General features: G+C 68.6%; 21 protein-coding genes and 1 rRNA gene. 12 read left to right on the top strand and 10 right to left on the bottom strand.

Annotation, left to right across the window (positions count from 1 at the left end):
* Positions 1 to 116: 116 nt before the first annotated feature.
* A complete protein-coding gene (locus BM394_RS22285; RefSeq protein WP_139235124.1) occupies positions 117 to 353 on the top strand; it encodes an NUDIX hydrolase in 237 nt (78 codons plus the stop codon).
* Positions 354 to 1,041: 688 nt separating this feature from the next.
* Here the strand turns inward: BM394_RS22285 and BM394_RS03555 are convergent.
* From BM394_RS03555 to BM394_RS03525, 7 genes are all read right to left on the bottom strand, one after another.
* Entirely contained in the window at positions 1,042 to 2,475 is a 1,434-nt protein-coding gene (locus BM394_RS03555; protein WP_092973821.1) for an MBOAT family O-acyltransferase, read from the bottom strand.
* A 218-nt stretch (positions 2,476 to 2,693) separates the two neighbouring features.
* Positions 2,694 to 3,653, bottom strand: coding sequence for a 23S rRNA (guanosine(2251)-2'-O)-methyltransferase RlmB (rlmB, locus tag BM394_RS03550; protein WP_092973818.1), 960 nt, complete (start codon positions 3,651 to 3,653; stop codon positions 2,694 to 2,696).
* A gap of 3 nt (positions 3,654 to 3,656) precedes the next feature.
* Complete coding sequence (cysS, locus tag BM394_RS03545; protein WP_092973816.1) at positions 3,657 to 5,054, bottom strand: cysteine--tRNA ligase; 1,398 nt, start codon at positions 5,052 to 5,054, stop codon at positions 3,657 to 3,659.
* Between the two features lie 69 nt (positions 5,055 to 5,123).
* The gene (locus tag BM394_RS03540; RefSeq protein WP_092974939.1) at positions 5,124 to 5,813 is read right to left on the bottom strand and encodes an HAD family hydrolase; all 690 of its coding nucleotides are present in this window, start codon (positions 5,811 to 5,813) and stop codon (positions 5,124 to 5,126) included.
* Positions 5,814 to 6,275: 462 nt separating this feature from the next.
* Positions 6,276 to 6,764: a 2-C-methyl-D-erythritol 2,4-cyclodiphosphate synthase gene (gene ispF / locus BM394_RS03535; RefSeq protein WP_245779947.1), complete on the bottom strand. Its 489-nt coding sequence runs from the start codon at positions 6,762 to 6,764 to the stop codon at positions 6,276 to 6,278.
* Entirely contained in the window at positions 6,761 to 7,531 is a 771-nt protein-coding gene (gene ispD, locus BM394_RS03530; protein WP_092973813.1) for a 2-C-methyl-D-erythritol 4-phosphate cytidylyltransferase, read from the bottom strand. Before ispD ends, ispF begins: the two co-directional genes overlap by 4 nt.
* A 16-nt stretch (positions 7,532 to 7,547) precedes the next feature.
* Positions 7,548 to 8,036, bottom strand: coding sequence for a CarD family transcriptional regulator (locus BM394_RS03525; RefSeq protein ID WP_043576289.1), 489 nt, complete (start codon positions 8,034 to 8,036; stop codon positions 7,548 to 7,550).
* 287 nt (positions 8,037 to 8,323) lie between these two features.
* On the opposite strand from BM394_RS03525, the gene BM394_RS03520 reads away from it, so the two are divergent.
* The 8 genes from BM394_RS03520 to BM394_RS03485 all read left to right on the top strand — a co-directional run bounded on the left by BM394_RS03520 (position 8,324) and on the right by BM394_RS03485 (position 16,858).
* Positions 8,324 to 9,133 carry a copper chaperone PCu(A)C gene (locus BM394_RS03520; protein ID WP_175529948.1) on the top strand — a complete coding sequence of 270 codons (810 nt, stop codon included), beginning with the start codon at positions 8,324 to 8,326 and terminating at the stop codon, positions 9,131 to 9,133.
* Positions 9,134 to 9,219: 86 nt separating this feature from the next.
* Positions 9,220 to 10,590, top strand: coding sequence for a DNA repair protein RadA (gene radA, locus BM394_RS03515; protein ID WP_092973811.1), 1,371 nt, complete (start codon positions 9,220 to 9,222; stop codon positions 10,588 to 10,590).
* 142 nt (positions 10,591 to 10,732) lie between these two features.
* Positions 10,733 to 11,230 (top strand): beta-class carbonic anhydrase, encoded by a 498-nt coding sequence (locus tag BM394_RS03510; protein ID WP_092973808.1) that lies wholly within the window; start codon positions 10,733 to 10,735, stop codon positions 11,228 to 11,230.
* A 286-nt stretch (positions 11,231 to 11,516) separates the two neighbouring features.
* The gene (locus tag BM394_RS03505; protein WP_245779946.1) at positions 11,517 to 12,557 is read left to right on the top strand and encodes an HhH-GPD family protein; all 1,041 of its coding nucleotides are present in this window, start codon (positions 11,517 to 11,519) and stop codon (positions 12,555 to 12,557) included.
* Positions 12,558 to 12,681: 124 nt separating this feature from the next.
* Complete coding sequence (locus BM394_RS03500; RefSeq protein WP_092974931.1) at positions 12,682 to 13,353, top strand: class I SAM-dependent DNA methyltransferase; 672 nt, start codon at positions 12,682 to 12,684, stop codon at positions 13,351 to 13,353.
* A gap of 136 nt (positions 13,354 to 13,489) precedes the next feature.
* The gene (locus BM394_RS03495) at positions 13,490 to 14,440 is read left to right on the top strand and encodes an ATP-binding cassette domain-containing protein (protein ID WP_092973805.1); all 951 of its coding nucleotides are present in this window, start codon (positions 13,490 to 13,492) and stop codon (positions 14,438 to 14,440) included.
* Entirely contained in the window at positions 14,437 to 16,380 is a 1,944-nt protein-coding gene (locus tag BM394_RS03490; RefSeq protein ID WP_092973802.1) for a YhgE/Pip domain-containing protein, read from the top strand. The genes BM394_RS03495 and BM394_RS03490 overlap by 4 nt, the downstream gene beginning before the upstream one ends.
* 169 nt (positions 16,381 to 16,549) lie before the next feature.
* A complete protein-coding gene (locus BM394_RS03485; RefSeq protein ID WP_092973800.1) occupies positions 16,550 to 16,858 on the top strand; it encodes an antibiotic biosynthesis monooxygenase family protein in 309 nt (102 codons plus the stop codon).
* A 283-nt stretch (positions 16,859 to 17,141) separates the two neighbouring features.
* On the opposite strand, the gene BM394_RS03480 is transcribed toward BM394_RS03485, so the two are convergent.
* Entirely contained in the window at positions 17,142 to 18,194 is a 1,053-nt protein-coding gene (locus BM394_RS03480) for an endonuclease/exonuclease/phosphatase family protein (protein WP_092973797.1), read from the bottom strand.
* A gap of 130 nt (positions 18,195 to 18,324) precedes the next feature.
* Between BM394_RS03480 and BM394_RS03475 the strand changes: the two genes are divergently transcribed.
* The 3 genes from BM394_RS03475 (at position 18,325) to BM394_RS03465 (ending at position 21,017) form a co-directional block, all read left to right on the top strand.
* A complete protein-coding gene (locus BM394_RS03475) occupies positions 18,325 to 19,308 on the top strand; it encodes an ATP-binding cassette domain-containing protein (RefSeq protein WP_092973794.1) in 984 nt (327 codons plus the stop codon).
* Positions 19,305 to 20,135 (top strand): ABC transporter permease, encoded by an 831-nt coding sequence (locus tag BM394_RS03470; protein ID WP_092973791.1) that lies wholly within the window; start codon positions 19,305 to 19,307, stop codon positions 20,133 to 20,135. The genes BM394_RS03475 and BM394_RS03470 overlap by 4 nt, the downstream gene beginning before the upstream one ends.
* A 276-nt stretch (positions 20,136 to 20,411) precedes the next feature.
* Complete coding sequence (locus BM394_RS03465; RefSeq protein WP_092973788.1) at positions 20,412 to 21,017, top strand: class I SAM-dependent methyltransferase; 606 nt, start codon at positions 20,412 to 20,414, stop codon at positions 21,015 to 21,017.
* Between the two features lie 91 nt (positions 21,018 to 21,108).
* Here BM394_RS03465 and BM394_RS03460 read toward each other — a convergent pair whose 3' ends face one another.
* Together BM394_RS03460 and rrf are read right to left on the bottom strand one after the other, a co-directional pair.
* Positions 21,109 to 22,680, bottom strand: a complete 1,572-nt coding sequence (locus BM394_RS03460) for an SLC13 family permease (RefSeq protein WP_092974928.1) — start codon at positions 22,678 to 22,680, stop codon at positions 21,109 to 21,111.
* A gap of 258 nt (positions 22,681 to 22,938) precedes the next feature.
* Positions 22,939 to 23,056, bottom strand: a 5S ribosomal RNA gene (gene rrf, locus BM394_RS03455).
* Between the last annotated feature and the right edge of the window lie 189 nt (positions 23,057 to 23,245).

The following is a 23,245-nucleotide window of genomic DNA, read 5'->3' as shown; positions in this document are numbered from 1 at the left end:
TGAGGTGACCTCAGTGGTGGGTGCTGGCGACGTCGCTGGGGAGAGAAAGTAGACGGAGAACCCCCGGTAGGGCTGGTCTTATCACAGAACCCGTCCACACCGGAGGCTCTCCGTGATTGTCCACCGTGCTCGATGTCTCTACTGAATTGGCCCAGTACGTGGCCTCGCTACTGTTCACCGTGACCCTCGATGTTCCGGAACCGACAAGCCAGAAGAAACATCTCGAATTCCACTGGGTGCCGTTGGGTCAGCTCACCGAGACGAATATTCGCCCGACCAACATCAAAGACGCCCTAGTGACGGCAAAGAATTCAGTCCCCTTCTGGCGCGGCCTCTCAACAGGAAAACCATAACCCGGGCAGTGATCAGGTGAACGGTTCCCGGACGAACTCCACACTTATCTAGTCACTCTGGAAGGCGTTAACTGCTGGACAGGCGTATCCGGACTCTGCTCGACCGGATGGCGAACGAGGAATCACCATGACTACGCACGCAGAAGAGCCCCCTGATCGGAATCAGAGGGCCCGTGCTATATTCCATCTGCCAAGAGAAATAAAGCAGTGCTGAGTCTAGCACGGAATAGGCTCCCTCCGCATGCGGTCCAGGCAGCATGTGGGCAGGGTTACAAGTCCTGGCCACGGTTCACAGCCGTGCGGACCGCCGTCAGAGGGCGTGAAGTCCGCGCGTCAGGCAACGCACGATCTAGGCGAACCCGGCCGTGTCCTTGGTAAGCCCTGACGCTCATGCTCGGGCACTATCGGCCCATCATCGCCGCTCTGCCCGTAACCCCCGGCTCGGCGCGGGTGTAACACCCCGCGCGGGGTGAAGCTCCGAAGTCACAATTCCGGTATACCGAGAAGCTTCACCTCCCCCTCGATCCCGGGAGAACTGTGTCGAATACACGACACACCCGAGATCGAGGGGGGACTCGCAGCCTTACGGGTCCACGCGGTACCCGAGCCCCGGGGATCGCCTCCGGCTCAGAAGAAAAACGGACGGCGGCCTGGCACCGGGGTCACCAGAGGCTGTCGGGGTCACGGTTCAGAACTGGTAGTACAGGAACGGGCTGAACGAGCCCGCCGCCACCAGCAGTCCGGAGTAGACGGTGCCCGCCGTCATCACCCCGACCCGAACGCCGGTGGCCGTGCGACCGCGGGCCGACTCGATGTAGGTGCCGGTCGCGTCGTCGGCGGGCAGCAGCACCACCAGCAGGGCCACCAGCAGGAGCAGCGTGCGCTGGTTGGTCAGTGCCGCGTCGACCACCGCCGTCACCCCGCCGAGGTCGGGAAGCAGCATGTGGCCGAGCATCATCCCGGCGGTGCCCAGGTCCGGCGCCCGGAACACCACCCAGCCGAACGTGACCAGCAGCATCGTCGCCGCTCGCCGGGCCGCGCGCGTCCCGGGCCGGACCGGCATCCGGTAGGCCCCGGTGGCCCGCTCGAGCACCAGCAGCCCCCCGTGGAACAGCCCCCAGACCAGATACGTCCAGGCCGCGCCGTGCCAGAACCCGGTCAGCACGAAGATGATCGTCAGGTTCCGGTAGGTGCGGAACGTGCCGTCGCGGTTGCCGCCGAGCGGGATGTAGACGTAGTCGCGGAACCAGCGCGACAGCGACATGTGCCAGCGCTGCCAGAACTCCGTGACCGTCACCGAGGAGTACGGGCGGGCGAAGTTCTCGGGCAGCCGGAACCCCAACATCCGCCCCAGTCCGATCGCCATGTCGGAGTACCCGGAGAAGTCGAAGTACAGCTGCATCGTGTAGACGATCGCGCCGAGCCAGGCGATCGCGAACGTCATCTCCGACCCCGGGGTCGCGAAGCAGGCGTCGGCCACCGGCGCGAGGCTGTCGGCGATGACCACCTTCTTCGTCAACCCCCAGGCGAACCGGGGGAAGCCCGCCGCCATGTCGTCGAGCCGGTGGGTACGCCGCTGCGGCAGCTGGTCGGCGATCTCGTGGTAGCGCACGATCGGCCCTGCCACCAGCTGCGGGAACATCGCGATGTAGGCCACGAAGGCCACCGGCTCCCGCAGCGCCGGGCGTTCACCACGGTAGATGTCGACCAGGTAGGAGATGTGGTGGAACGTGTAGAACGAGATCCCGATCGGCAGGATGACCTCGAACTTCGGCAGGTGACCGCCGAACCACCCCGCCAGCACCGCCGCCTGCTCACTGGCGAAGCCCGCGTACTTCCACACCCCCAGCACGGCCAGGTTGAGCACCACGGCCCCGGTGAGCAGCAGTCTGCGGCGGCTGCCGTCCAGCCGCCACTCGTCTGGCTCCAGGTTCCGGCCCACGAAGAAGTTCACGACGATGCAGTCGAGCAGCAGCATCGTGGTGCCGCCCGCACCGCTGGCGTAGAACACCAGGCTGGCCACCGCGACGACCGCGTTGCGCCAGGAACGCGGCGCCAGCAGCACGGCGAGCAGCACCGTGGGCAGGAAGTACCAGAGGAAAAGCGGAGTTGCGAACGACATGTGGGTCCGAGCTCGGTTCGGCGTGCAGCGCGGCTGCCGGCCTGCGGTCCGTCAGACTCTAACCGAGCCGCACCGAGCACGGGCGCGGAACCGCTGAATTCGGCGGTGAGACGACCGACACAACCCGTCCGCACCGCACCGGTGGTTCACCGTCCACATCGGAGCGACGAGTTCGGCTCCCACTTCGGGATCGACGCGCCGCGCCCCGGAGCGGGGCGTCAGCTCAGCCTGCGCCTGCGCGCGACCTCGGCGAGCACCACCCCGGCCGCGACCGAGGCGTTCAGCGACTCGACCCCGGAGCTCATCGGAATCGAGACGGTCTGATCGCAGTTCTCCCTGGTCAACCGGGCCAGCCCCCGGCCCTCGGACCCCACCACGACCACGAGCGGATCGGTAGCCAGCTCCAGCTCGTCGGAGGTGACGTCGGAGTCGGCGTCCAGACCGACCACCATCAGCCCCTCGGACTTGAGGTTCTTGAGCGTGCGGTTGAGGTTGGTGGCCTTCGCCACCGGTATCCGAGCGGCGGTGCCCGCGCTGGAACGCCACGCCACCGCGGTCATCCCGGCGCTGCGCCGCTGCGGCAGCAGCACGCCGTGCGCGCCGAACGCCGCCGCCGAACGCACCACCGCCCCGAGGTTGCGGGGATCGGTCACCCCGTCCACGGCCACCAGCAGCGGCGGCAACCCGGAGTTCCGGGCCGCGGTGAGCAGATCCTCCGGCTCGGAGTACTCGTAGGGCGGGATGCGCAGCGCCAGCCCCTGGTGCAGCGCGCCGGAGGTCATCCGGTCGAGTTCACCGCGCGGCACCTCCACCACGGAGATCCCCTGGTCCGCGGCGAGCCGGACCGCCTCGGTCACCCGCTCGTCGGTGTCGATCCCCTCCGCCGCGTACAGCGCGGTGGTCGGCACCCCGGCGCGGACGCACTCCAGCACGGGATTGCGGCCCGCCACGAGCTCACCCGCGCTGTCGGACTCCTTGCGGCGCTTGTCCCGCTGCTGCTGCGCCTGCTTGCGCGCGTCCGCCTTGCGCTTGGCGGGGTGGTTGAACCTGTTCTCGGCCTTGGGGGTGGGTTTCTTGCCCTCGAGAGCCTTGCGGCGCTGGCCACCTGATCCGACGACCATGCCCTTCTTGGTGCCCGACTTGCGTACCGCGCCTCTGCGCTTGTCGTTTCCCGGCACGAGCTATCCGTCCTTCAAAGTCCACATCGGACCGTCGGGGGTGTCCTCGACGGCGATACCGCAGGCGTGCAACCGATCCCGAACCGCGTCGGCGGTGGCGAAATCCCGGTCGGCCCGTGCCTGACTACGCTGTTCGAGCAGATCGTCGACCAGCGCGGAAAGCGCCCGGTGCGCCTCGTCGGAAGCACCCTCCCGACCGGCCCAGTGCGGCGCCAGCGGATCGAGCCCGAAGACGTCGAGCATCGCACGCACCCGTGCCGCGCCCTCGCGGGCCGCCTCGTCCTCGCCGGCGTCCAGCGCGGAGTTGGCCTCCCGAACCACGTTGTGCACGGCCGCGATGGCCTGCGGTGTCCCCAGGTCGTCGTTCATGGCCGCGGCGAACTCCTCGGTCACCTCGGAAGGTGCGACCTCGCCGGTGCGCCGCACCACCCGGTGCAGGAACGACTCGATCCTGCGGAAGGTCGCGACCGCCTCCTCGAGCCCCTCGTCGGAGAACTCCACCGTGGACCGGTAATGCGGTACGACCAGATAATACCGCAGCTCAACGGGTCGGACCCGCTGCAGCAGCGCGGCGATGCCGAGCGTGTTGCCCAACGACTTCGACATCTTCTCGCCGCTGGCGGTCACCCAGGAGTTGTGCAGCCAGTAGCGGGCGAACCCGTCGCCGGCCGCGTTGGACTGCGCCAGTTCGTTCTCGTGGTGCGGGAAGACCAGATCCAGCCCGCCGCCGTGGATGTCGAACTCCTCCCCCAGGTAGTAGGTCGACATCGCCGAGCACTCCAGGTGCCAGCCCGGCCGACCCCGCCCCCACGGGGCGGGCCAGCTCGGTTCACCCGGTTTCGCCGACTTCCACAGCGTGAAGTCCCTCGGGTCGCGCTTGCCCGCCGGTACCGCCTCCTCGGCCTGCTGCATCTCCTCGGGGCGCTGCCCGGACAGCCTGCCGTAGGACTCCAGGAAGGAGGGCACCGAGAAGTACACGTCGCCGTCGGCGGCGTAGGCGTGGTCCCGGTCGATCAACCGCTGCACCAGCTCGACCATCTGGGTGATGTGCCCGGTCGCCCTGGGGGTGGCCGAGGGCGGCAGGCAACCGAGCCGGTCGTAGGCGTCCTCGAACGCGCGCTCGTGCGTGGCGGCCCACTCCCACCAGGGGCGCCCGGCCTCGGCTGCCTTGGCCAGGATCTTGTCGTCGATGTCGGTGACGTTGCGCACCAGCCGCACCTCGTAGCCGAGGTGGGTCAGCCAGCGCCGCAGCACGTCGAAGTTGAGCCCGCTGCGCACGTGACCGACGTGCGGCAGGTCCTGAACCGTGGCCCCACACAGGTACAACGTCGCCAGGCCCTCCTGGCGGGGCTGGAACTCACGTGTGGTGCGACTCGCGGTGTCATGAAGGTACAGGCTCACACCGTGATGATACGGGCAAGACCTGTGCGGATCACAAATCCGGTGGGGTTACAGCGACCACCGATGGGCTTACAGCGACACGCCGTGATCGGCGACGGCCCGCAGCAGCGCGTCCGGCCGCTCGTCGGTCGGGGACGGTTCGACGTGGGCGAACCGGCAGCCCACCTCGGTGGCGGCGCCGTCGGCCTCGACGCTGTCACCGATCATCAGTGCCTGCTCCGGCTCGACGTCGATCCGCTCGCAGGCACGCAGGAACAGCTTCGGATCGGGCTTGATCACACCTTCGACGTAGGACATCAACACCGAGTCGAAGAGATCACCGATACCGACGCGGTCCAGCGCGGGTCGGATGTCGAAGGCGATGTTGCTGATGACCGCGGTGCGGATACCCGCCTCGTTCAGCCGCCGCACCACGGGAGCCGCGTCGGGATAGGGAGTCCAGCAGTCCGGATCGATCAACCGCGAGTAGAGCGCCTCTGCCTGTGCCGGATCGGTGAGGCCGGAGCTGCGCAGCACCTCCAGGTAGACCTTGCGGTGCTGGTCCGGGTAGAGGTCCCGCTCGTCCCATGCCTGCTGGTACTCCTGGGAGAGCTTGACCACCTGCTGCGTGGGGGCGGTCATCCGCCGCATCAGCTCGGTCTGGGCCTCCAGGTCCCACTGCTTCCCGGACTCGTCGGTCACCCCGGCCAACCAGGACTCGTCCTGCTCCAGCCGGAACAAGGTGCCGGAAAAGTCGAAGAGCACTGCGCGCACGGTCACCGTTCCACGGTACTGGTGCACACCACCTCATCGTCCCGCCGATGCGGTGAACATCACCACTTTCGTTCGGTCGGCGGCTCGGGTTGCCTGGCGGTGTGGTTGGCGGAACCTCTGGCACGGCTCTCGCTGCGGGTCCGGCGACATCGGGTAGCGACCTACACAACGTCTCCGGCGTCCTCGCGAGAGCCGCACCGGAGAACCCGCGGCGGTGCCGACTGCGAGGGTGGTCGGAGTGCGGCCTGCGTCGATGGCCCGGCGATTTCGCGAGAAATTGACGCCCCCCGGGGGGCTGCCGTCGGGAAGCGACCATGAGCGACGCAGCGCGGGCGTCCCCGGTGCGTGAGTCGGATGCATTGCAAGGCCGGGCCGCTCGCCGCGTAGGTCGCTACTCAAGAGCCGGCCCAACGCCGCAAGGCGCCGACTCACGTGCCGGCTACCCAACCAGCTACGCAAGGGGACCGCTCAGAAGACCAAAGCGGTGGCGATGGCGGCGATCCCTTCACCTCTTCCGGTGAGTCCGAGCCCGTCGGTGGTGGTTCCGGAAACCGAGACCTCGCCACCGAGCGCCTCGCCGAGCACGGCACCGGCCTCCGCCCTGCGGTCGCCTATCCGGGGGGCGTTGCCGATCACCTGCACCGAGGCGTTGCCGAGCCTGCGCCCCTCACCGGCGAGCAGACCACGCACGTGCGCCAGGAAATCAACGCCGTGCGCCCCGGACCACCGCTGATCGCCGGTGCCGAACACCGAACCGAGATCCCCCAGCCCCGCCGCGGACAGCACCGCGTCGCAGAGAGCGTGGCTCGCGACGTCACCGTCGGAGTGCCCGGAACAGCCGTCGCGGTCCGGCCAGTGAAGTCCGGCCATCCAGCACGGCCTGCCCGCCACGATCGGGTGAACATCGACACCCTGACCGATACGGGGTAGCCCGATCGGTGACGGCTCGGCACTCACGACTCGTCACCGCACCTTTCGGAAGTGTCACTTCCCGTGTCGTTCGAACGACCGAGAGTGTCCACCCGGGATTCGGGCAGTTCGACCGGCCCGGCGGCCAGCACGGCCTCGGCCACGGCCAGGTCGAAGGAAGTCGTCACTTTCAGGGCGTTGGTGTGACCGGCGACCGTTTCCACCGGGTACCCCAGTCGTTCCACCAGACCGGCGTCGTCGGTGGCAACCTCCCCGGCCGCCCCGTAAGCCTCGCGGAGAACGTCGACGGTGAAGCCCTGCGGGGTCTGCACCGTGCGGAGCCGCGAGCGGTCCACGGTCTCGGCCACCACGCCCTCGTCGTCGACCCGCTTGATCGTGTCCGCCACGGACAACGTCGGCACCACGGCAGGAGCGCCCCGTTCGACCGCGGCGACCACGTCGCGGATCACCCTCGCGGGAGTGAACGCACGAGCGGCGTCGTGCACCAGCACGACCTCCGCCGAAGGCACCAACCGGTCCGCGGCACGTAACGCCGCACGAACGGAGTCGGTGCGCTCACCGCCACCGGGAACGACGTGCACCCGTTCACCGAGGTCTCGCACCTCGCGGCCCATCGGGTCGAGCTGATCCGGTGCGGCGGCCACTACGACGTGCCCCACACTCCCCGAATCCAACAGACCACGGACCGCGCGCGACAGCAGGGAATGCCCGAGAACTCGAACCAGTGCTTTGGGAACACCGGCACCGAGACGGGTACCCCGCCCGGCGGCCGGAACCAGCGCTACGGTGTCCACACTGCTCGGATAGTCGTCAGACCGTCGTCGCCAGGACTTCGTCCAGCAGACTCTCGGCCTTGCCCTCGTCGGTGCCCTCCGCCAGCGCCAACTCGCTGACCAGGATCTGCCGGGCCTTCATCAGCATCCGCTTCTCGCCCGCGGACAGCCCGCGATCCTGCTCGCGCCGCCAGAGATCACGTACCACTTCGGCCACCTTGTTCACGTCACCGGAGGCGAGCTTCTCGACGTTCGCCTTGTACCGACGCGACCAGTTGGTGGGCTCCTCGGTATGATCAGAACGCAGCACGTCGAAAACGTGATCGAGACCCTCCTGGCCGACCACGTCTCGCACCCCGACGTGCTCGGCGTTCTCGGCGGGAAGACGAACGGTGAGGTTGTCTTTTTCGACCCGAAGTACGAGGTACTGTTTTTCTTCGCCTTTGATTACACGTGTCTCGACTGCCTCGATCAGCGCAGCGCCGTGACGCGGGTAGACGACGGTCTCTCCGACCTTGAAAACCATGTGTCCTCTGCCCCTTTCGCTGTGTCCAGTCTAGCATGGTCAGCAACGCCACTTCGACGGGCTCGACATCTTCGTTGCAGGTCAGACGACGATCAGGGGGTTGACAACCCGGCTTCCCCCGTGCATGCGGCGCGGCTTCCCCGGTGCGCAAGGCAGGGTTTCCGTGCCCGGGAACGGCCCCGCGAACGGGACCCACGGCACATCCGCCGGGGTGCGACCAACATCGCCGACGACAACGGTTTAGGCTCATACCCGGTTGTCCGGCAAGCAGGAAGGACGCTGCATCCGTGAGCCGCCCACAGCACAGCAAGGCAGTTCGCCAGCGGTTGGTACCCGCGGTCGTCGGCCTGGGCGCCGTCGCCGCGCTCTCCGGCTGCGCCACCGGCCAGCAGGCCGAGACCTCGCAGCAGGTCGCCGCCATCTACGGTGCGAGCGCCGACGCGAAGACCATGGCCGTTCGGGACGCGACCCTGAGCTACCCGGAAGGGGAAGCGGTCTACCCGGAGGGGTCGAACGCACCGATCGAGACCGTTCTGATCAACGGTGGCGAGCAGCAGGACAGGCTGGTCGGTGTCAGCAGTAGCTACGCGCGGTCGGCAGAGATCAGCGGAACCCAGCGGATCCCCGCGGGAACCAGGCTCTACGCGGTGTCGGACACCGCGGATTCGAGCAAGCTCACCGCTGCCGAGGCCACCGGCGGCGACCAGCGCGAGACGGTACGAATCTCCCTCGAAGGGCTGACCCAGGGCATCCGGCCGGGGGTGACGATTCCGGTCGAGTTCACCTTCGCCAACGCGGGCGCGGTGACCCTGCAGGTCCCGATCGGCGCCAGCCCCGAGCCGAGGCCGGAGTACGGCAGCCCGCACGGTGGCGGTGGCACGGGCACCGGCGACGAGTCGGGTCACTCCGGTGAGTCGAGCGGATCCGGTGAGTCCCACGGGTCCGGCGAATCGAGCGGGTCCGGCGAATCGAGCGGGTCCGGCGAGTCCAGTGGCTCCGAGCAGTCCGGCGACTCCGACCAGAGCGACGAGAACTCCTCCGGCGATTCGAGCGGTTCCGACCAGAACGCCGAAACCGGGCAGTCCACCGGCGCGTGAGACTCGACGTCCCCGACGCGCGGCGGACTGCCGCGCGTCGCGCGGGCCGTCCCGAACGTGTCGTGACCACCGGTTAGTCTGCCCACGTGGCTACCAAGAACGCGCGCGCCGGAAACGGCTATCGGTGCACCGAGTGTGGCCGCACGGTTACCAAGTGGGTCGGCCAGTGCCCGGACTGCGCGAACTGGGGGACGCTGGAGGAAGCCTCCGTCCAGCCCGCCGCACTGTCCAAAGTCGGCAGCGCCGAGCCCGGCTCCCCCGCCCGCCCCATCGCCGAGGTGGATCTGGAGTCCGCCCGCGCGGTCCCCACCGGGATCGCCGAACTGGACCGGGTGCTCGGCGGCGGCATCGTGCCGGGGGCCGTGGTCCTGCTCGCGGGCGAGCCCGGTGTGGGAAAGTCCACACTCCTGCTGGAGACCGCGTACCGCTGGGCGGCGGGCGGCTCCGGGGGCCGCTCGTTGTACGTCACCGGGGAGGAGTCGGCGGGCCAGGTGAGGCTGCGCGCCGAACGCACCGACTCGCTGCACGACGAGCTCTACCTGGGAGCCGAGAGCGATCTCTCCGCCGTCGTCGGGCACGTGGAACAACTGCGCCCCGGACTGTTGATCGTGGACTCGATCCAGACGGTGCAGTCCGGCGAGACCGATGGCACACCCGGCGGAGTCACCCAGGTGCGCGCAGTGACCACCGCGCTTGTGGCGCTGGCGAAGGAGCGCGGCCTGCCGGTGATCCTCGTGGGGCACGTCACCAAGGACGGTGCGGTGGCCGGTCCGCGGGTGCTGGAGCACCTGGTCGACGTGGTGCTGCAGTTCGAGGGGGACGAGCACTCCACGCTGCGGATGCTGCGCGGGGTCAAGAACCGGTTCGGCCCCGCCGACGAGGTCGGCTGCTTCGAACAGGGCGACGACGGGATCGCCGAGGTGACCGACCCGTCCGGACTGTTCGTCAACGGACGGCAGAACCTGGTGCCGGGTACCGCCGTGACGGTGGTCGTGGAGGGCAAACGTCCGCTGCTCGCCGAGGTGCAGGCGCTGGTCAGCCCCACCCAGATGAACATGCCGCGCAGGGCGGTGAGCGGGCTGGACTCGGCCCGGTTGTCGATGATGCTCGCGGTGCTCGACAAACGCGGCAACATCAAGACCGGTGACCAGGACGTCTACGCCGCCACGGTCGGCGGCGTGAAGATCACCGAACCCGCGATCGACCTGGCCATCGCGTTGGCCGTGGCCTCCGCGAAACTGGACGTGCCGCCGCGCGCGAACACGATCGCGGTGGGCGAGGTCGGGCTCGCCGGTGAGGTGCGCCGGGTCAACGCGGTGGGACGCAGGCTCGCGGAGGCCGCTCGGCTCGGATTCGAGTACGCGCTGGTGCCACCGGACAGCGGACAACCACCCGCGGGGATCAAGGCCGTCGAGGTCGGCGACCTGCGTGGCGCGCTGCGGGCACTGCGGAGCTGACCGACCCGATCGAGGTCTTCGCGGACACGGACGATCTCGGCGGGTATGCTCGACCGCGAGAGCCCGTGTGCGTGTACGCGGCGACAACTTCCCGCACAGCCGACCGCCCGGGGTCGGTGTTACCGGTTCGAGGAGCTGCCCGATGACCGCGACCGACGAACTGCTGCGACGCAACAGCAAGCACGAGGAGAAGTGGGACGGCCAGGTCCCCGGAGCTCCCGAGCTGCGCACCGCGGTGGTCACCTGTATGGACTGCCGGATCGACCCCGTCCGCACCCTGGGGTTGAGCTCCGGTGAGGCACACGTACTGCGCAACGCGGGCGGGATCGTCACCGACGACGTGCTCCGCTCGCTGTCGGTGAGCCAGCGCAAGCTCGGCACCACCGAGGTGATGCTGATGCACCACACCCGCTGCGGCATGGGGACGTTCGCCGAGGCCGACTTCAAGCAGGAGTTGGAGGACGCGACCGGGCAGCGGCCGAGCTGGTCGGTGGAGACCTTCACCGACACCGAGCGGGACCTGCGCCAGTCCGTCCGGCGGGTGCTCAACAGCCCCTTCCTGACCGAGACCACGAGTGTGCGCGCGTTCGTGCACGACATCGACACCGACGAGCTGCAGGAAGTCGACACCGCCTCCTGAATCGGGAGAGGCCCGGAGTGGGTTGCCTGGGTGCTCACTTGGCGGAACCTCCGGCACGGCTCTCGCTGCGGGGAGGCCCGACATCGAGTAGGCACCTACGCCACGTCGGGCCTTCCTCGCGAGAGCCGCACCGGAGAACCCGCGGCGGCGCCAGCTGCCGGGTTGGTCGGAGTTCGCCCTACGTCGAAGCGGCGCGGCGATTTCGCGAGAAATCGACGCCGGCAGGGGCCGTGTCGCCTTAGCGGCCGACGATTTCGTGGGAAATCGACGGCGCCACCGCCGTGCGGTGGCCGACGGCGATTCGGCGGCGGGCAGCGCCGATGCCGAGGATCTGTCGCTGCCGAGGCGTGGTTGGTGGGAATCCGAGTCATGGCACTATCGAGGGGTCATGACTAATCAGAACGCGCGATCGGCCGAATCCGTCGCGAAGAACGCCGCACCCGGACGGACCAGCACGATCAACACCGACGATCTGATCGAGTGGTTCGCCGCCGATGCCCGCGACCTGCCGTGGCGCGGCCCCGAGGTCGACGGCTGGGGCGTGCTGGTCAGCGAGACCATGCTGCAACAGACCCCCGTCGCCAGGGTCATGCCGATCTGGCGGGAGTGGATGGCGCGCTGGCCCAAGCCCTCCGACCTCGCGGCGACTAGCCAGGCCGAAGTGCTGCGCGCCTGGGGCAAACTCGGGTATCCGCGTCGCGCGATGCGGCTGCACGAGGCCGCGAGCGCCATCGCATCGGAACACGACGACACCGTCCCCTCCGATGTGGACACCCTGCTGGCGCTGCCCGGCGTGGGAACCTACACCGCTCGCGCGGTGGCCGCCTTCGCCTACGGCAAGCGGGCCCCGGTGGTGGACACCAACGTGCGCAGGGTCGTCGCGCGCGCCGTGCACGGGGAGGGCGACGCGGGCAATCCCTCACCCAACCGGGATCTGGCCGATGTCGACGCGCTGCTCCCCTCGGACGACCGCGACGCGGCACGGCTGTCGGCGGCACTGATGGAACTCGGACAGACCGTGTGCACCGTGAAGTCGCCGGGTTGCGAGATCTGCCCCATCGTCGCGGACTGCGCCTGGCAGCACGCCGGTCGTCCCGCCTACGCCGGACCTCCGAAGAAGGTGCAGCGCTTCGCCGGGACCGACCGCCAGGTGCGCGGACTGCTGCTGGACGTGCTGCGGCGTTCGGAAGGACCGGTGCAACGCCCCGAGCTGGACGCGGTGTGGCACGACGCCGCCCAACGCGATCGGGCGCTGGACTCGCTGCTGGTGGACGGGCTGCTGGAACAGACCGAGGACGGCAGGTTCGGGCTGCCCGGCGAGGAATGACGGCGCGGCGCGTCGTCGCGCGGCCCCGGCGATGGTGGGACGACTCCTCGCCACCCGCGAACCGAGATCGGCCACGATCGCTCGGACGACTCGCTCGCCGATCTTCGCCCACTACGATTCCGGCATGACCGATCACGACTTCGTGCATCGCACCCGGTGGTCCTACGACGCGGCTGCCGATACCTACACCGAGTGGATCCGGGGCGAGCTGGCCGCCAAACCGCTGGACCGCGCGATGCTGGACGGCTTCGCCGAGCTCGCGCGGGGCGCGGGCGGACCGGTGCTGGACGTGGGATGCGGCCCGGGACGCGTGACCGCCTACCTGGCCGATCACGGCCTGAACGTCTCCGGCATGGATCTGTCACCGGGAATGATCGCCGCGGCACGACGGACGCACCCGGGGCTGCGATTCACCGAGGGATCGATGCGGGCGCTGGGCCACGACGACGGCGAGCTCGGCGGCATCGTGGCCTGGTACTCGATCATCCACGTTCCGGACGAGCACCTGCCGGAGGTGTTCGCCGAGTTCCACCGCGTGCTGGCGCCCGGTGGGTACATCCAGCTCGCCTTCCAGGTCGGTGACCGGATCAAGCACCGTACCGAGGCGGGCGGCCACGAGGTCTCGCTGGACTTCCACCGGCGGCGGCCGGAGCACGTCGCCGAACTGCTGAGCCGGGCCGGACTCGCCCCACGAGCACGGCTGCTGCGCGAACCCGACGAGAACGGCGACTTCCCCGAGGACACCCGGCAGGCATTCCTGCTGGCCAGAAGGACGATCGAGCCCTCCGAGAGGTAAGTGCCCCGGGGGCGTCGGGACCTGACGACCACCCCGGCAACGGGTTCGCGGACGTGATCCGGCGGATCTCGAGTTGCCGAGGATCGCGCTGGGGTCCACGTTGGATCAGCAGCCGATCCGTTCACCAGGGGGGTCGATGAGCACCGCAGGGGTGGCCATCACCGCACGCGGGATCAGCGTGCGCGGACCGCTGGGGCCGGTCTTCAGCAATGTCGACGCCGAGATCCGTCCCGGGGAGCTGGCCACCGTGACGGGGCCGTCCGGAACCGGCAGAACCGCACTGCTGCTGACGCTGTCCGGCAGGCTCCGCCCGATAACGGGCACGATCGAGGTGGACGGGCGGTCACTGCCGAAGGGCGCGAAGCGCGCACGCACCCTGATCGCACCGGCACGGCTGCGCCCCGGGTTCGAGCTGGAGGGGCGCTGGCGCGTGCGGGAAGCCGTACGCGAGCGGCGCATCACCACCAAGGTGGACCACGACGACATCTCGGACGCGTTCGACCTGGTCGGCATAGACCCCGAACCCGAAGCCGTGATCGACTCGCTGCATCCCGGCGAGCGGCTGCTGCTGGCCGTCGCGCTCGGCATGGCGGCACTGCCCGCCGGGCTGCTGGTCGACGACGTGGAACTCGGGCTCCCCGAAGCAGCGCGTACCAGGGTGTGGGCGGCGCTGGAGGCGATCGCCGACGCGGGAACGACGGTGCTGGCCAGCAACACCGACCCGCCCCGGTTCGCGGCGGGCCCGGTGATCAGACTGCCCGGGCCGAACGGGGAGACACCCCACCGCGCCGGGGGAACCGCACCGGAAACCGCTCTGCTGCCCGGCCAGGAACCGAACACGGTCGAATTCGACGCCGAAACGACGCGAACACCGCGTGAGGACGCGATCACCGAACCCCACACCTTCGGCACCGAGGTGCTCTCACCCGACCCGGCGCAGCTCGCGCTGTTCGAACCGCCCGCTCCCGCGGTTCCACCGGAGCCCGACACGGCGGAGACCGACTCGACGGACTCCGGCACCAACGAGACATCACCCGAGGCGGAACCGACCGATTCGGACTCCGAGGACGACGGAGATCCGCGATGAAAATCGTCAAACTCGCGCTGCTGGAACTGCGCAGGTTCCGAGGCGGAAAGCTGCGCCCGCTGGTGCTGGTGGCGCTGGTACTCGTGCCGCTGCTCTACGGCTCGCTGTACCTGTGGTCCAACTGGGACCCCTACGGCAGGCTGGACCGGGTCCCGGTGGCCGTGGTCAACAACGACCGCCCGGTGCGCGCATCCGGGCAGTTCATCGACGCGGGCGAGCAGTTCACCGAGCAACTGCGCGCACGGGACCTGTTCGACTGGCACTTCGTGAACTCAGGTGAGGCGCGACGCGGGCTCCGCGAGGGCGACTACTACTTCACGATCACCGTTCCGAGTGATTTCAGCGGCAAACTCGCCACCGCCACCCGCAGATTCCCGCAACGGGCCTCGCTGCACATCACCAAGAACGACGCGAACGGCTACATCGCGGGAATCATGGCCGACACCGTCGAGGCCCAGCTGCAGAACCAGGTCAACGCGGCCGCGCACAGTGCCTACGCGCGGGCGCTGTACGACGAGGTGGACAAGGTACGCGAGAAACTGCGACTCGCATCGCAGGCCGCCGGGCAACTGGTCGAGGGCACGGAACTCGGCGAACAGGGCACGGAAGGGCTGCGCAGCGGGCTCTCGGACGCCGCCTCGTCGACTGGGGAGATCTCACGGGGCGTCGGCGAACTCTCCGACGCGGCCGATCAACTCGACCGACGACTCACCGCGCTGACCAACCTGACCGCCGAACAACTCCCCACCGCCGTGAACGGCGCCGCCGAGGCCAGCGGCTCGGTGGTGCAGGGGCTCACCACCCTGGCCACCGCGACCGCCTTCATCTCCGACCGCGCCGATCAAGGCGTGGCGAGCCTGCGGGAACTCGGGGACGAATACCCGGCACTAACCGGGGACCCGGTCTACCAGCGCGCCCTGCGCGACGCGCGACAGCTGTCCGGAACCACCGAGAACGCGGACCAGCGTGCCAACGAGGTGCTGAGCCTGGCCCGCGAGGCCAACTCCGAGGCGGTGGCGCTGCGCGGCAGCCTCGAAACGCTCCGACAGCGAACCCTCGCGGTGACCGAGCCCGCCGACCAGCTCGCCTCGGGCACCACACAACTGGCCAACGGCACGGAGTCGCTGCGCGGCAGCCTGAGCAACCTCGCCTCCAGCAGTCAGACACTGCGAACCGGTGCGGGGCAGCTCAACGACGGGGCCACGAAACTGTCGAACCTGGTCGACGACAGCCTGTCGCGGATTCCGCCCACCAATCCCCGGCAGGTGGCCCAGGCCGCCGAGGTGCTCGGTTCCCCCACCACGATCACCGAGCGCAACCTCAACCCCGCGCACGTCTACGGGCGGGGGCTGGCGCCGTTCTTCTTCGCCATCGCACTGTGGGTGTTCGGGCTGTTCGCCTACCTGCTGCTCAAACCCGTCAACCTGCGGGCCCTGGCGGGCAGGCCCCGCGCCGCCACGGTGGCGCTGGCGGGTTGGCTGCCCGCCACAGTGCTGGGGATGCTCGGCGCCGGGGTGCTGCTGACCGTGGTCGGATTCGGTCTCGGGCTGGATCCGGTGCGGCTGTGGCCGACGGTAGGACTGCTCGCGCTCGCCACCGCCGCGTTCGTGGCGATCGACCATCTGTTGCGCACCGCCTTCGGCGCGATCGGCGACGGGCTGTCGCTGGTGCTGCTGATAGTGCAGCTGACCGCATCGGGTGGGCTGTATCCGATGGAGACCACGCCGACGCCCTTCCAGGCGGTGCATCCCTACCTGCCGATGACCTACCTGGTGGACGGGCTGCGCGTGACGATCTCGGGCGGTCTGAACGAGCACCTGGTCCGGGATCTCATCGTGCTCGGCGGCTTCCTGGTGATACCGCTGGTGCTGACCACCTTGGTGGTGTGGCGACAGCGGACCTGGAGCATCTCCAGACTCCACCCCGCCGTGGAGCTTTAGAGCCGCGCGGCGATTTCGCGAGAAATTGACGGCCCGAAGGGCATCAGCGGCGGTCGCGTTCGACGCGACGAACCGGTGATCGTTCCGGCGCCACGTTGCCGACGCCACGTTGCCGACCGGAGCGGTTTCACCGCTCCGGAAACCGCCGGACGAGTCGTAGAGTGGAGTTATGGCCGTAGTGAAAATCAACGCTATCGAGGTACCCGAAGGCAAGGGCGAGGAGCTGGAGCGCCGGTTCGCGCAGCGCCACGGCGCCGTGGACGGCACCCCCGGATTTCTGGGATTCGAGCTGCTGCGCCCGGTCAAGGGCGACAACCGCTACTTCGTCTACACCAAGTGGGAGTCCGAGGAGGCGTTCCGCGCCTGGGCCGACGGCCCCGCGAAAGCGGCGCACGAGACCGAGAGCAAGGACCCCGTCTCCAGCGGGGCCAACCTGCTCGAGTTCGAACTGGTCACCGAGTCCTACCCCGAGCAGTGAGCAGGGCCGGGCCCTCGTTCGGCGCCCAAGGCGGCTGAGCGGCGCGGTCGGCTGCTCTCCGCTCGTGCGACGTCGATCTCCCACGAAATCGCCGCGCCGCTGCGGAACACGCAGGCCGAACTCCCACCACGCCCGCAACCGACACCGCAGCGGGTTCTCTCGTGGTGCTCTCGCGAGGAAGGCCCGACGTTGTGTAGTACCTACCCGATGTCGGGCCTCACCGCAGCGAGAGCCCGCGAGAGAACCCGCCACCCGCACCGCCAAGCAGCCCGAGCCGCCTCACTCAAGACGGAATCGTGAGCTGGGCGAACACGGCCCGGTGATCGGTACCGTCCACCTTGAAGGTGCGGTAGTCGTGTACGGCGGTGTCACCACTGACCAGCACGTGATCGAGGGTGACCGGCGGCGCCCAGGGCCGTCCCAACTCGGGCCAGGTCGGGGCCAGCCCGTCGCCGGTCGTCTCGGCGGCGTCCGAGTAGCCCCGTCCCAGCAGTTTCCGCAGCGGCGTGTGGTCCAGGGTCGCGTTGAAGTCACCGGCCAGTATCCGGACCGGCTGGTCCCCACCGGTGGTCGGCGCGGGCAGTGTGGTTATCTCACGCTTCCACGTGGCCGTGGTGTCCCCTCCCACCGGCACCACCGGATGCGCCGCGACGTACTGCACGTCCCGCTGCCCGGGCATATCGATCAGCGCGGAGGGTTGCCGCATGGTGGTGTTCGAAGCCAGCGAGAGCTCACGCAGCGGATAGCGCGAGACGATCCCCGAACCATCACCATCACCCTCCGGCGTGAGCACGCGGTGCGGCAGCGTCTCGAACAATCCGGCCCGGCGCAGCTCGTTCACCATGCCGGAGTCGAGCTCCGGCATGCTCAGCACGTCCACGTCGTTCTGCCGCACCAGCCGCACCAGCTGATCCGCATCGGCTTCGCCGAAGTACACGTTGGCGCTGAGCACGTTCAACGAGTCCCCCCGCACACCGCCTGCCTGTTCGTCGGGAAGCACCCGCGGCGCGACGCTGACGGCGAGCACGGCGGTCACCACGGCCACCACCAGCGCGGTCAGCCAGCGTCGCAGCGCCAGGGTGAGCAGCAACAACACTCCTCCGCCCGCCGTGACGTAGGGCGTCAACGCGATCAGCGCCGAGGAGATCTGGCCGCGTTCCAGCCCGCCGAACCTGCCCAGTGCCACACCGCAGAGGAACGCCGCGAGCAGCAATAACAGCAGCGTGACGACACGCCCACCGGGAGCTCTCCGCCTACCCGAGAACTCCGGCTGTTCGGACATCGCTTCGTCCGCTACGAGATCACCCTGTCGCATATCCGCCGACTCACGCCCCATACCGCCACACCTACCGGAAAACAACCAAGGGTAACTGAAGCTGTGTCGCACCTCACCGGTGTTGTGCGACGATTGTGCGTCTTTTGTCAGTGGATCGGGTCATGCTGGGGTGTCGAGACGAGGAGGTCGCATGACACTGGCGGTCCAGGCCGAGGGCCTGGTCAAGCGATTCGGAACGACCAAGGCACTGGACGGGGTGAACCTGGCCGCACCGGCGGGTTCGATCCTGGGGGTACTGGGGCCGAACGGCGCGGGCAAGACGACCAGCGTACGAATCCTGGCGACCCTGCTCCAGCCGGACGGTGGTCACGCCACTGTGGCCGGACACGACGTGCTGCGCGATCCGGTCGGGGTGCGCGGCAAGATCGGGCTGACCGGGCAGTACGCCTCGGTGGACGAGGAACTCACCGGTACGGAGAACCTGGTGCTGATCGGTCGATTACTGGAGATGACGCGCTCCAGCGCGAAGTCCCGCGCGAAGGAACTGCTGGAGCGCTTCGGCCTCACCGACGCGGGCAACCGGGCGATCAAGACCTACTCGGGCGGGATGCGTCGACGGCTGGACCTGGCGGCGAGCCTGGTTGGCCGCCCAGAGGTGCTGTACCTGGACGAGCCGACCACGGGGCTGGATCCACGCAGCCGCAACCAGGTCTGGGACATGGCCGGCGCGCTGACCTCCGAAGGCGTGACGGTGCTGCTGACCACGCAGTACCTGGAGGAGGCCGACCAGCTGGCCGACCGGATCAGCGTGATCGACCACGGCAGGGTCGTCGCGGAGGGACGCGCCGACGAACTGAAGCGCCACAGCGGAAGCCAGACGCTGCAGGTTCGGCTGAGCGATCCCGACGACGTCAGCGCCACCGAGACCATCCTGCGGGAACTCACCGAGCAGGCACCCGCGGCGAACCACGACACCGGGTTGCTCACCACCCCCGCCGACGATCCGGTGCTGATGTCGACGCTGGTACGCAGGCTGGACGAGGCCGGAATCGTCGCCGACGAGCTGTCGCTGCGGCTGCCCAGCCTCGACGAGGCGTTCCTGTCCATCACCGGGAAACCGGCCACCGCCGAGGACTCGGCGCGGGAAGGCGAAGAGGAGGACGACGCGGCATGAGCACGCCGACCGTCGAGCGGGCCGAACAGGCCGACCCGCGACCACACGGCGCACCACGCCGTGTCGGTCCGCTGCGGACGATGCAACACGGCCTGACGCTGGCCGGGCGCAGCGTCCTCAAGATCCGCAAGTCGCCGGAGGGGCTGCTGGACGTCACCCTGCAGCCGATCCTCTTCCTGGCGATGTTCGTCTACCTGCTCGGTGGCGCCATCGCCGGGGACACCGGGGAATACCTGCAACGGACCCTGCCGGGCGTGATGGCCATGAACATGGTCTTCGGCAGCCTCGGCACCGGGATGCAGTTGAACAACGACATCACCAAGGGCGTGTTCGACCGGTTCCGGAGTCTGCCGGTGGCGCGGTCGGCTCCGCTGATCGGGGCCGTGCTGGGTGATGTGGTTCGCTATGCGGTCTCCATAGCGGTGCTGCTGATCGTGGCCACGCTGATGGGCTTTCGCATCGAGACCAACGTGCTCTCGGCGGCAGCGGCGATCGTGCTGGTCATCGGTTTCGCGCTGTGCGTGTGCTGGATCTCGGTGCTGCTGGGGATGCTGGTCAGGAGTCAGCAGGCACTGCCCGGTGTGGCGATGTCGTTCATGTTCCCGCTGACCATGGGCAGCAACGTGTTCGCACCGACCGAAACCATGCCGGGATGGCTGCAGGCCTGGGTGAGCGTGAACCCGGTGAGCAAGCTGGCCGACACCGCCAGGGGACTGATGATCGGCGGACCGGTGGCCGGGCCGCTGTCGGCCACGCTGGTGTGGATGGTCGCACTGGTGGTGGTGTTCTTCCCCCTCGCGCTGTGGGCTTACCGCAGCAGGGTTTGACGTCAGGGTGCCGTCCCGCTGCAACCGGTGATTTCGCGCGAAATCGCGGGAACGGCGGCAGGGACGGCTCCTCACCCCGCGCTCTTTGCGTTATCAGCAAATAATTTTGTCGTCATGCCGCTGGTGAGGGCAGCTTGGTGTCGGAGGTGACCACGGCTCTCCGATGCTCCGATCGCGGACGCACGGTGGTCACCACCACGAGCGGACGCCGCGGCCGCCGCTGGGCTACCGACAGCGCGGTCGCCGATCACCGACCCCCTACCGAAAGCAACGACGATGGACGAACAGTTCTGGGAAGACAAGTACAGCGGCACCGCACAGCTCTTCAGCGGCAACGTGAACGGAGTGCTAGTCACCGAGACGGCCGAGCTGCCACCCGGCCAGGCACTCGAAGTGGGATGCGGTGAGGGCGCCGACGCGCGCTGGCTGGCACGACGTGGCTGGCGGGTCACCGCGATCGACATCTCGCGCACCGCGCTGCGACGCGCCGCCGATGCCACGGACCCGGACCTCGCCGACCGAATCTCCTGGCAACACGGCGACCCGACCGGCACACCGCCTCCCGCGAGCGCGTTCGACCTGGTGTCGGTGCAGTACTTCCCGCTCGAACGGCAGCCCGACCACGAAACGCCGCACGACCTGCTGGCCGCCGTGGCACCCGGGGGCACGCTGCTCTACGGCAGCCACGACATGTCCGAGCTGCCTCCGGATCACGAGCACGGCTTCGATCCGGGCGACTACTACCAACCCGCCGACATCGCCGAGCTGCTCGACGACGACTGGATCGTGCTGGTCAACGAAACCCGACCACGAACCACTCCCCCGCCGGAAGGCACCCCGCACACCCACGACACCGTGCTGCGGGCGCGCCGCCTGCGGTGATCGGGCGCGGCCCGGATGGGCGTCGATTTCTCGCGAAATCGCCGCGCGGTGGGGCCGGTTCTGCGGGTCGTCCCGGCCCCACGGGTAGGAGTCAGCCGAGGGCGATTCCCAACGCCCAGGCGCCGAGACCGTAGAGCGCGATCGGGATGAGAACGATCGCGGTGAGGTTCAGCCACCAACCCGCCTTGACCATCTGCGGAATGGTCACGTAGCCGGAGCCGAACACGATGGCGTTCGGCGGGGTAGCCACCGGGAGCATGAACGCGCAGCTCGCCGCCACCGTCGCGGGCACCACGAGCAGCAACGGATCCATGTCGAGCCCGAGCGCCACCCCGGCCAGGATCGGCAGGAAGGTCGCCGCGGTCGCGGTGTTGCTGGTCATCTCGGTCAAAAAGATCACCGCGGCCACGGTGACCAGCACCAGCAGGATCGTGGGGATCCAGCCGAGCGCGCCGACCCGGTTGCCGATGAAGGCGTCGAGCCCGCTGGAACCGACCGCGGACGCCAGCGAGAGCCCACCACCGAACAACAGCAGCACGCCCCACGGCAGCTTCAGCGCCGAACCCCAGTCCAGTGTGAACACTCCCCGCCGCGCGTCGACCGGAATCGCGAACAGCACCAGTGAGGCGAATATCGCGATGCCGGCGTCGGAGAGGCCGAGCCCCGGCAACAGACTCGTCAGCGGCTCACGCAGAATCCACAGCAACGCCGTGAGCACGAACACCACGAGTACCACCCGCTCGCCCCGGTTCATCGGGCCGAGCTTGGCGAGCTCGTTCCGGAACAGCTCACGACCACCGGGGATGTCGGTGATGGTCGTCGGATAGACCACCCTGGTCAGCAAGAACCAGCTGAGGAGCAGCAACACAGCCGCCAACGGCAACCCGAAGATCATCCACTGCCCGAAGCCGATCCGGATGTCATAGCTCTCGGACAGAAAACCGGCCATGAACAGATTGGGCGGAGTCCCGATCAACGTCGCCAGCGAACCGATGCTGGCCGCGTAGGCGATCGCCAGCATCAGGCAGGTCGCGAACCTTCCGGCGCCGTCGTCCGCCGACTCGTTCATCGCGCGCCGCACGGTTTCGTCGCCGGAATCACCACGAAGATGCTCGAACACCAGGGTCAGCACGGACATGCCGATCGGGAGCATGACGACAGTGGTCGCCGTATTGCTTACCCACATCGACAGAAACGCGGTGGCGAGCATGAAGCCACCGACCACCCGCACCGGACGGGTGCCGACCGCCAGCACGGTCCGCAGCGCGATCCTGCGATGCAGTCCCCAACGCTGCATCGCCAACGCCAGCATGAAACCGCCCATGAACAGAAAGACGATGTCGTTGGCGTAGGGCGTGGTAGCCGCTTCGACATCCCCCACACCCAACAGCGGGAACAGCGCGATCGGCAGCAGTGCGGTGGCGGCCAGCGGCAGTGCCTCGGTTACCCACCAGACAGCCATCAGCACTCCGACACCGGCGACACCGCGCCCGGCGTCGGTGACTCCGTTCTCTCCACCGGGGAGTACGAAGTAGACGGCGATAGCGAGCAGCGGCCCGAGGAACCGGCCGATCCAGGCACGCCGGGAAACTCTGGTGGGTTCGGTGGTCTCCCCTACTTCCGGTGTGACCGCTGAACCACCCGCGTCACTGTCCTGATTCATCAACTCCGCCATTCCACGGGGAAACGTCGGCACCTGTCGGCGACACCGCCGAAAGTGACTCGGGAAAGGACGTTAATGGTATGCGAACAGCGGTAAAAGCGGGGTCCACGGCACGGAACCGGTGCGGTAGTGGCGAGTCCGGTCGGTGAGTGCCGATGGCCGGGTCGCGATTTCGCGCGAAATCGCGACGTGGGTGGTGGGTGATAGTTGTGTGGCCCGGACACCACGGGGGTGTCCGGGCCACACTGTGGGGGAATGGGTCGGCGGTGTCCGTGTCTCCCACACCCGTGGGGGTGCAGTACCTGGGGCGCTGGAGGGCTTAGCTGCCGGGTTCGGGATGGATACCGGGCGTGTCTCCTCCGCTGTGGCCACCGACCCAAACAACCATGGGGCCGACTGGGTCAGCCGGTATGTAGTTAGTTGATAGGGGCTGGTGGCTGTGTTGGGAGCCGTATAGTGGTGGCGAGATCGCGTGTGCTTGCGGGTTCGGTGCGCGGGTGGGCGGTGTGTTGTGGGGGTGTCGCCGTTCGGCGGGTTAGTACCCGTCCACTGAACACATCGCTGT

It is taken from the genome of Actinopolyspora lacussalsi subsp. righensis (assembly GCF_900116555.1).
Lineage (GTDB): Bacteria > Actinomycetota > Actinomycetes > Mycobacteriales > Pseudonocardiaceae > Actinopolyspora > Actinopolyspora lacussalsi.
The sequence above is the reverse complement of the archived record's forward strand: the minus strand, read 5'-3'. Positions and strand labels throughout refer to the sequence as shown.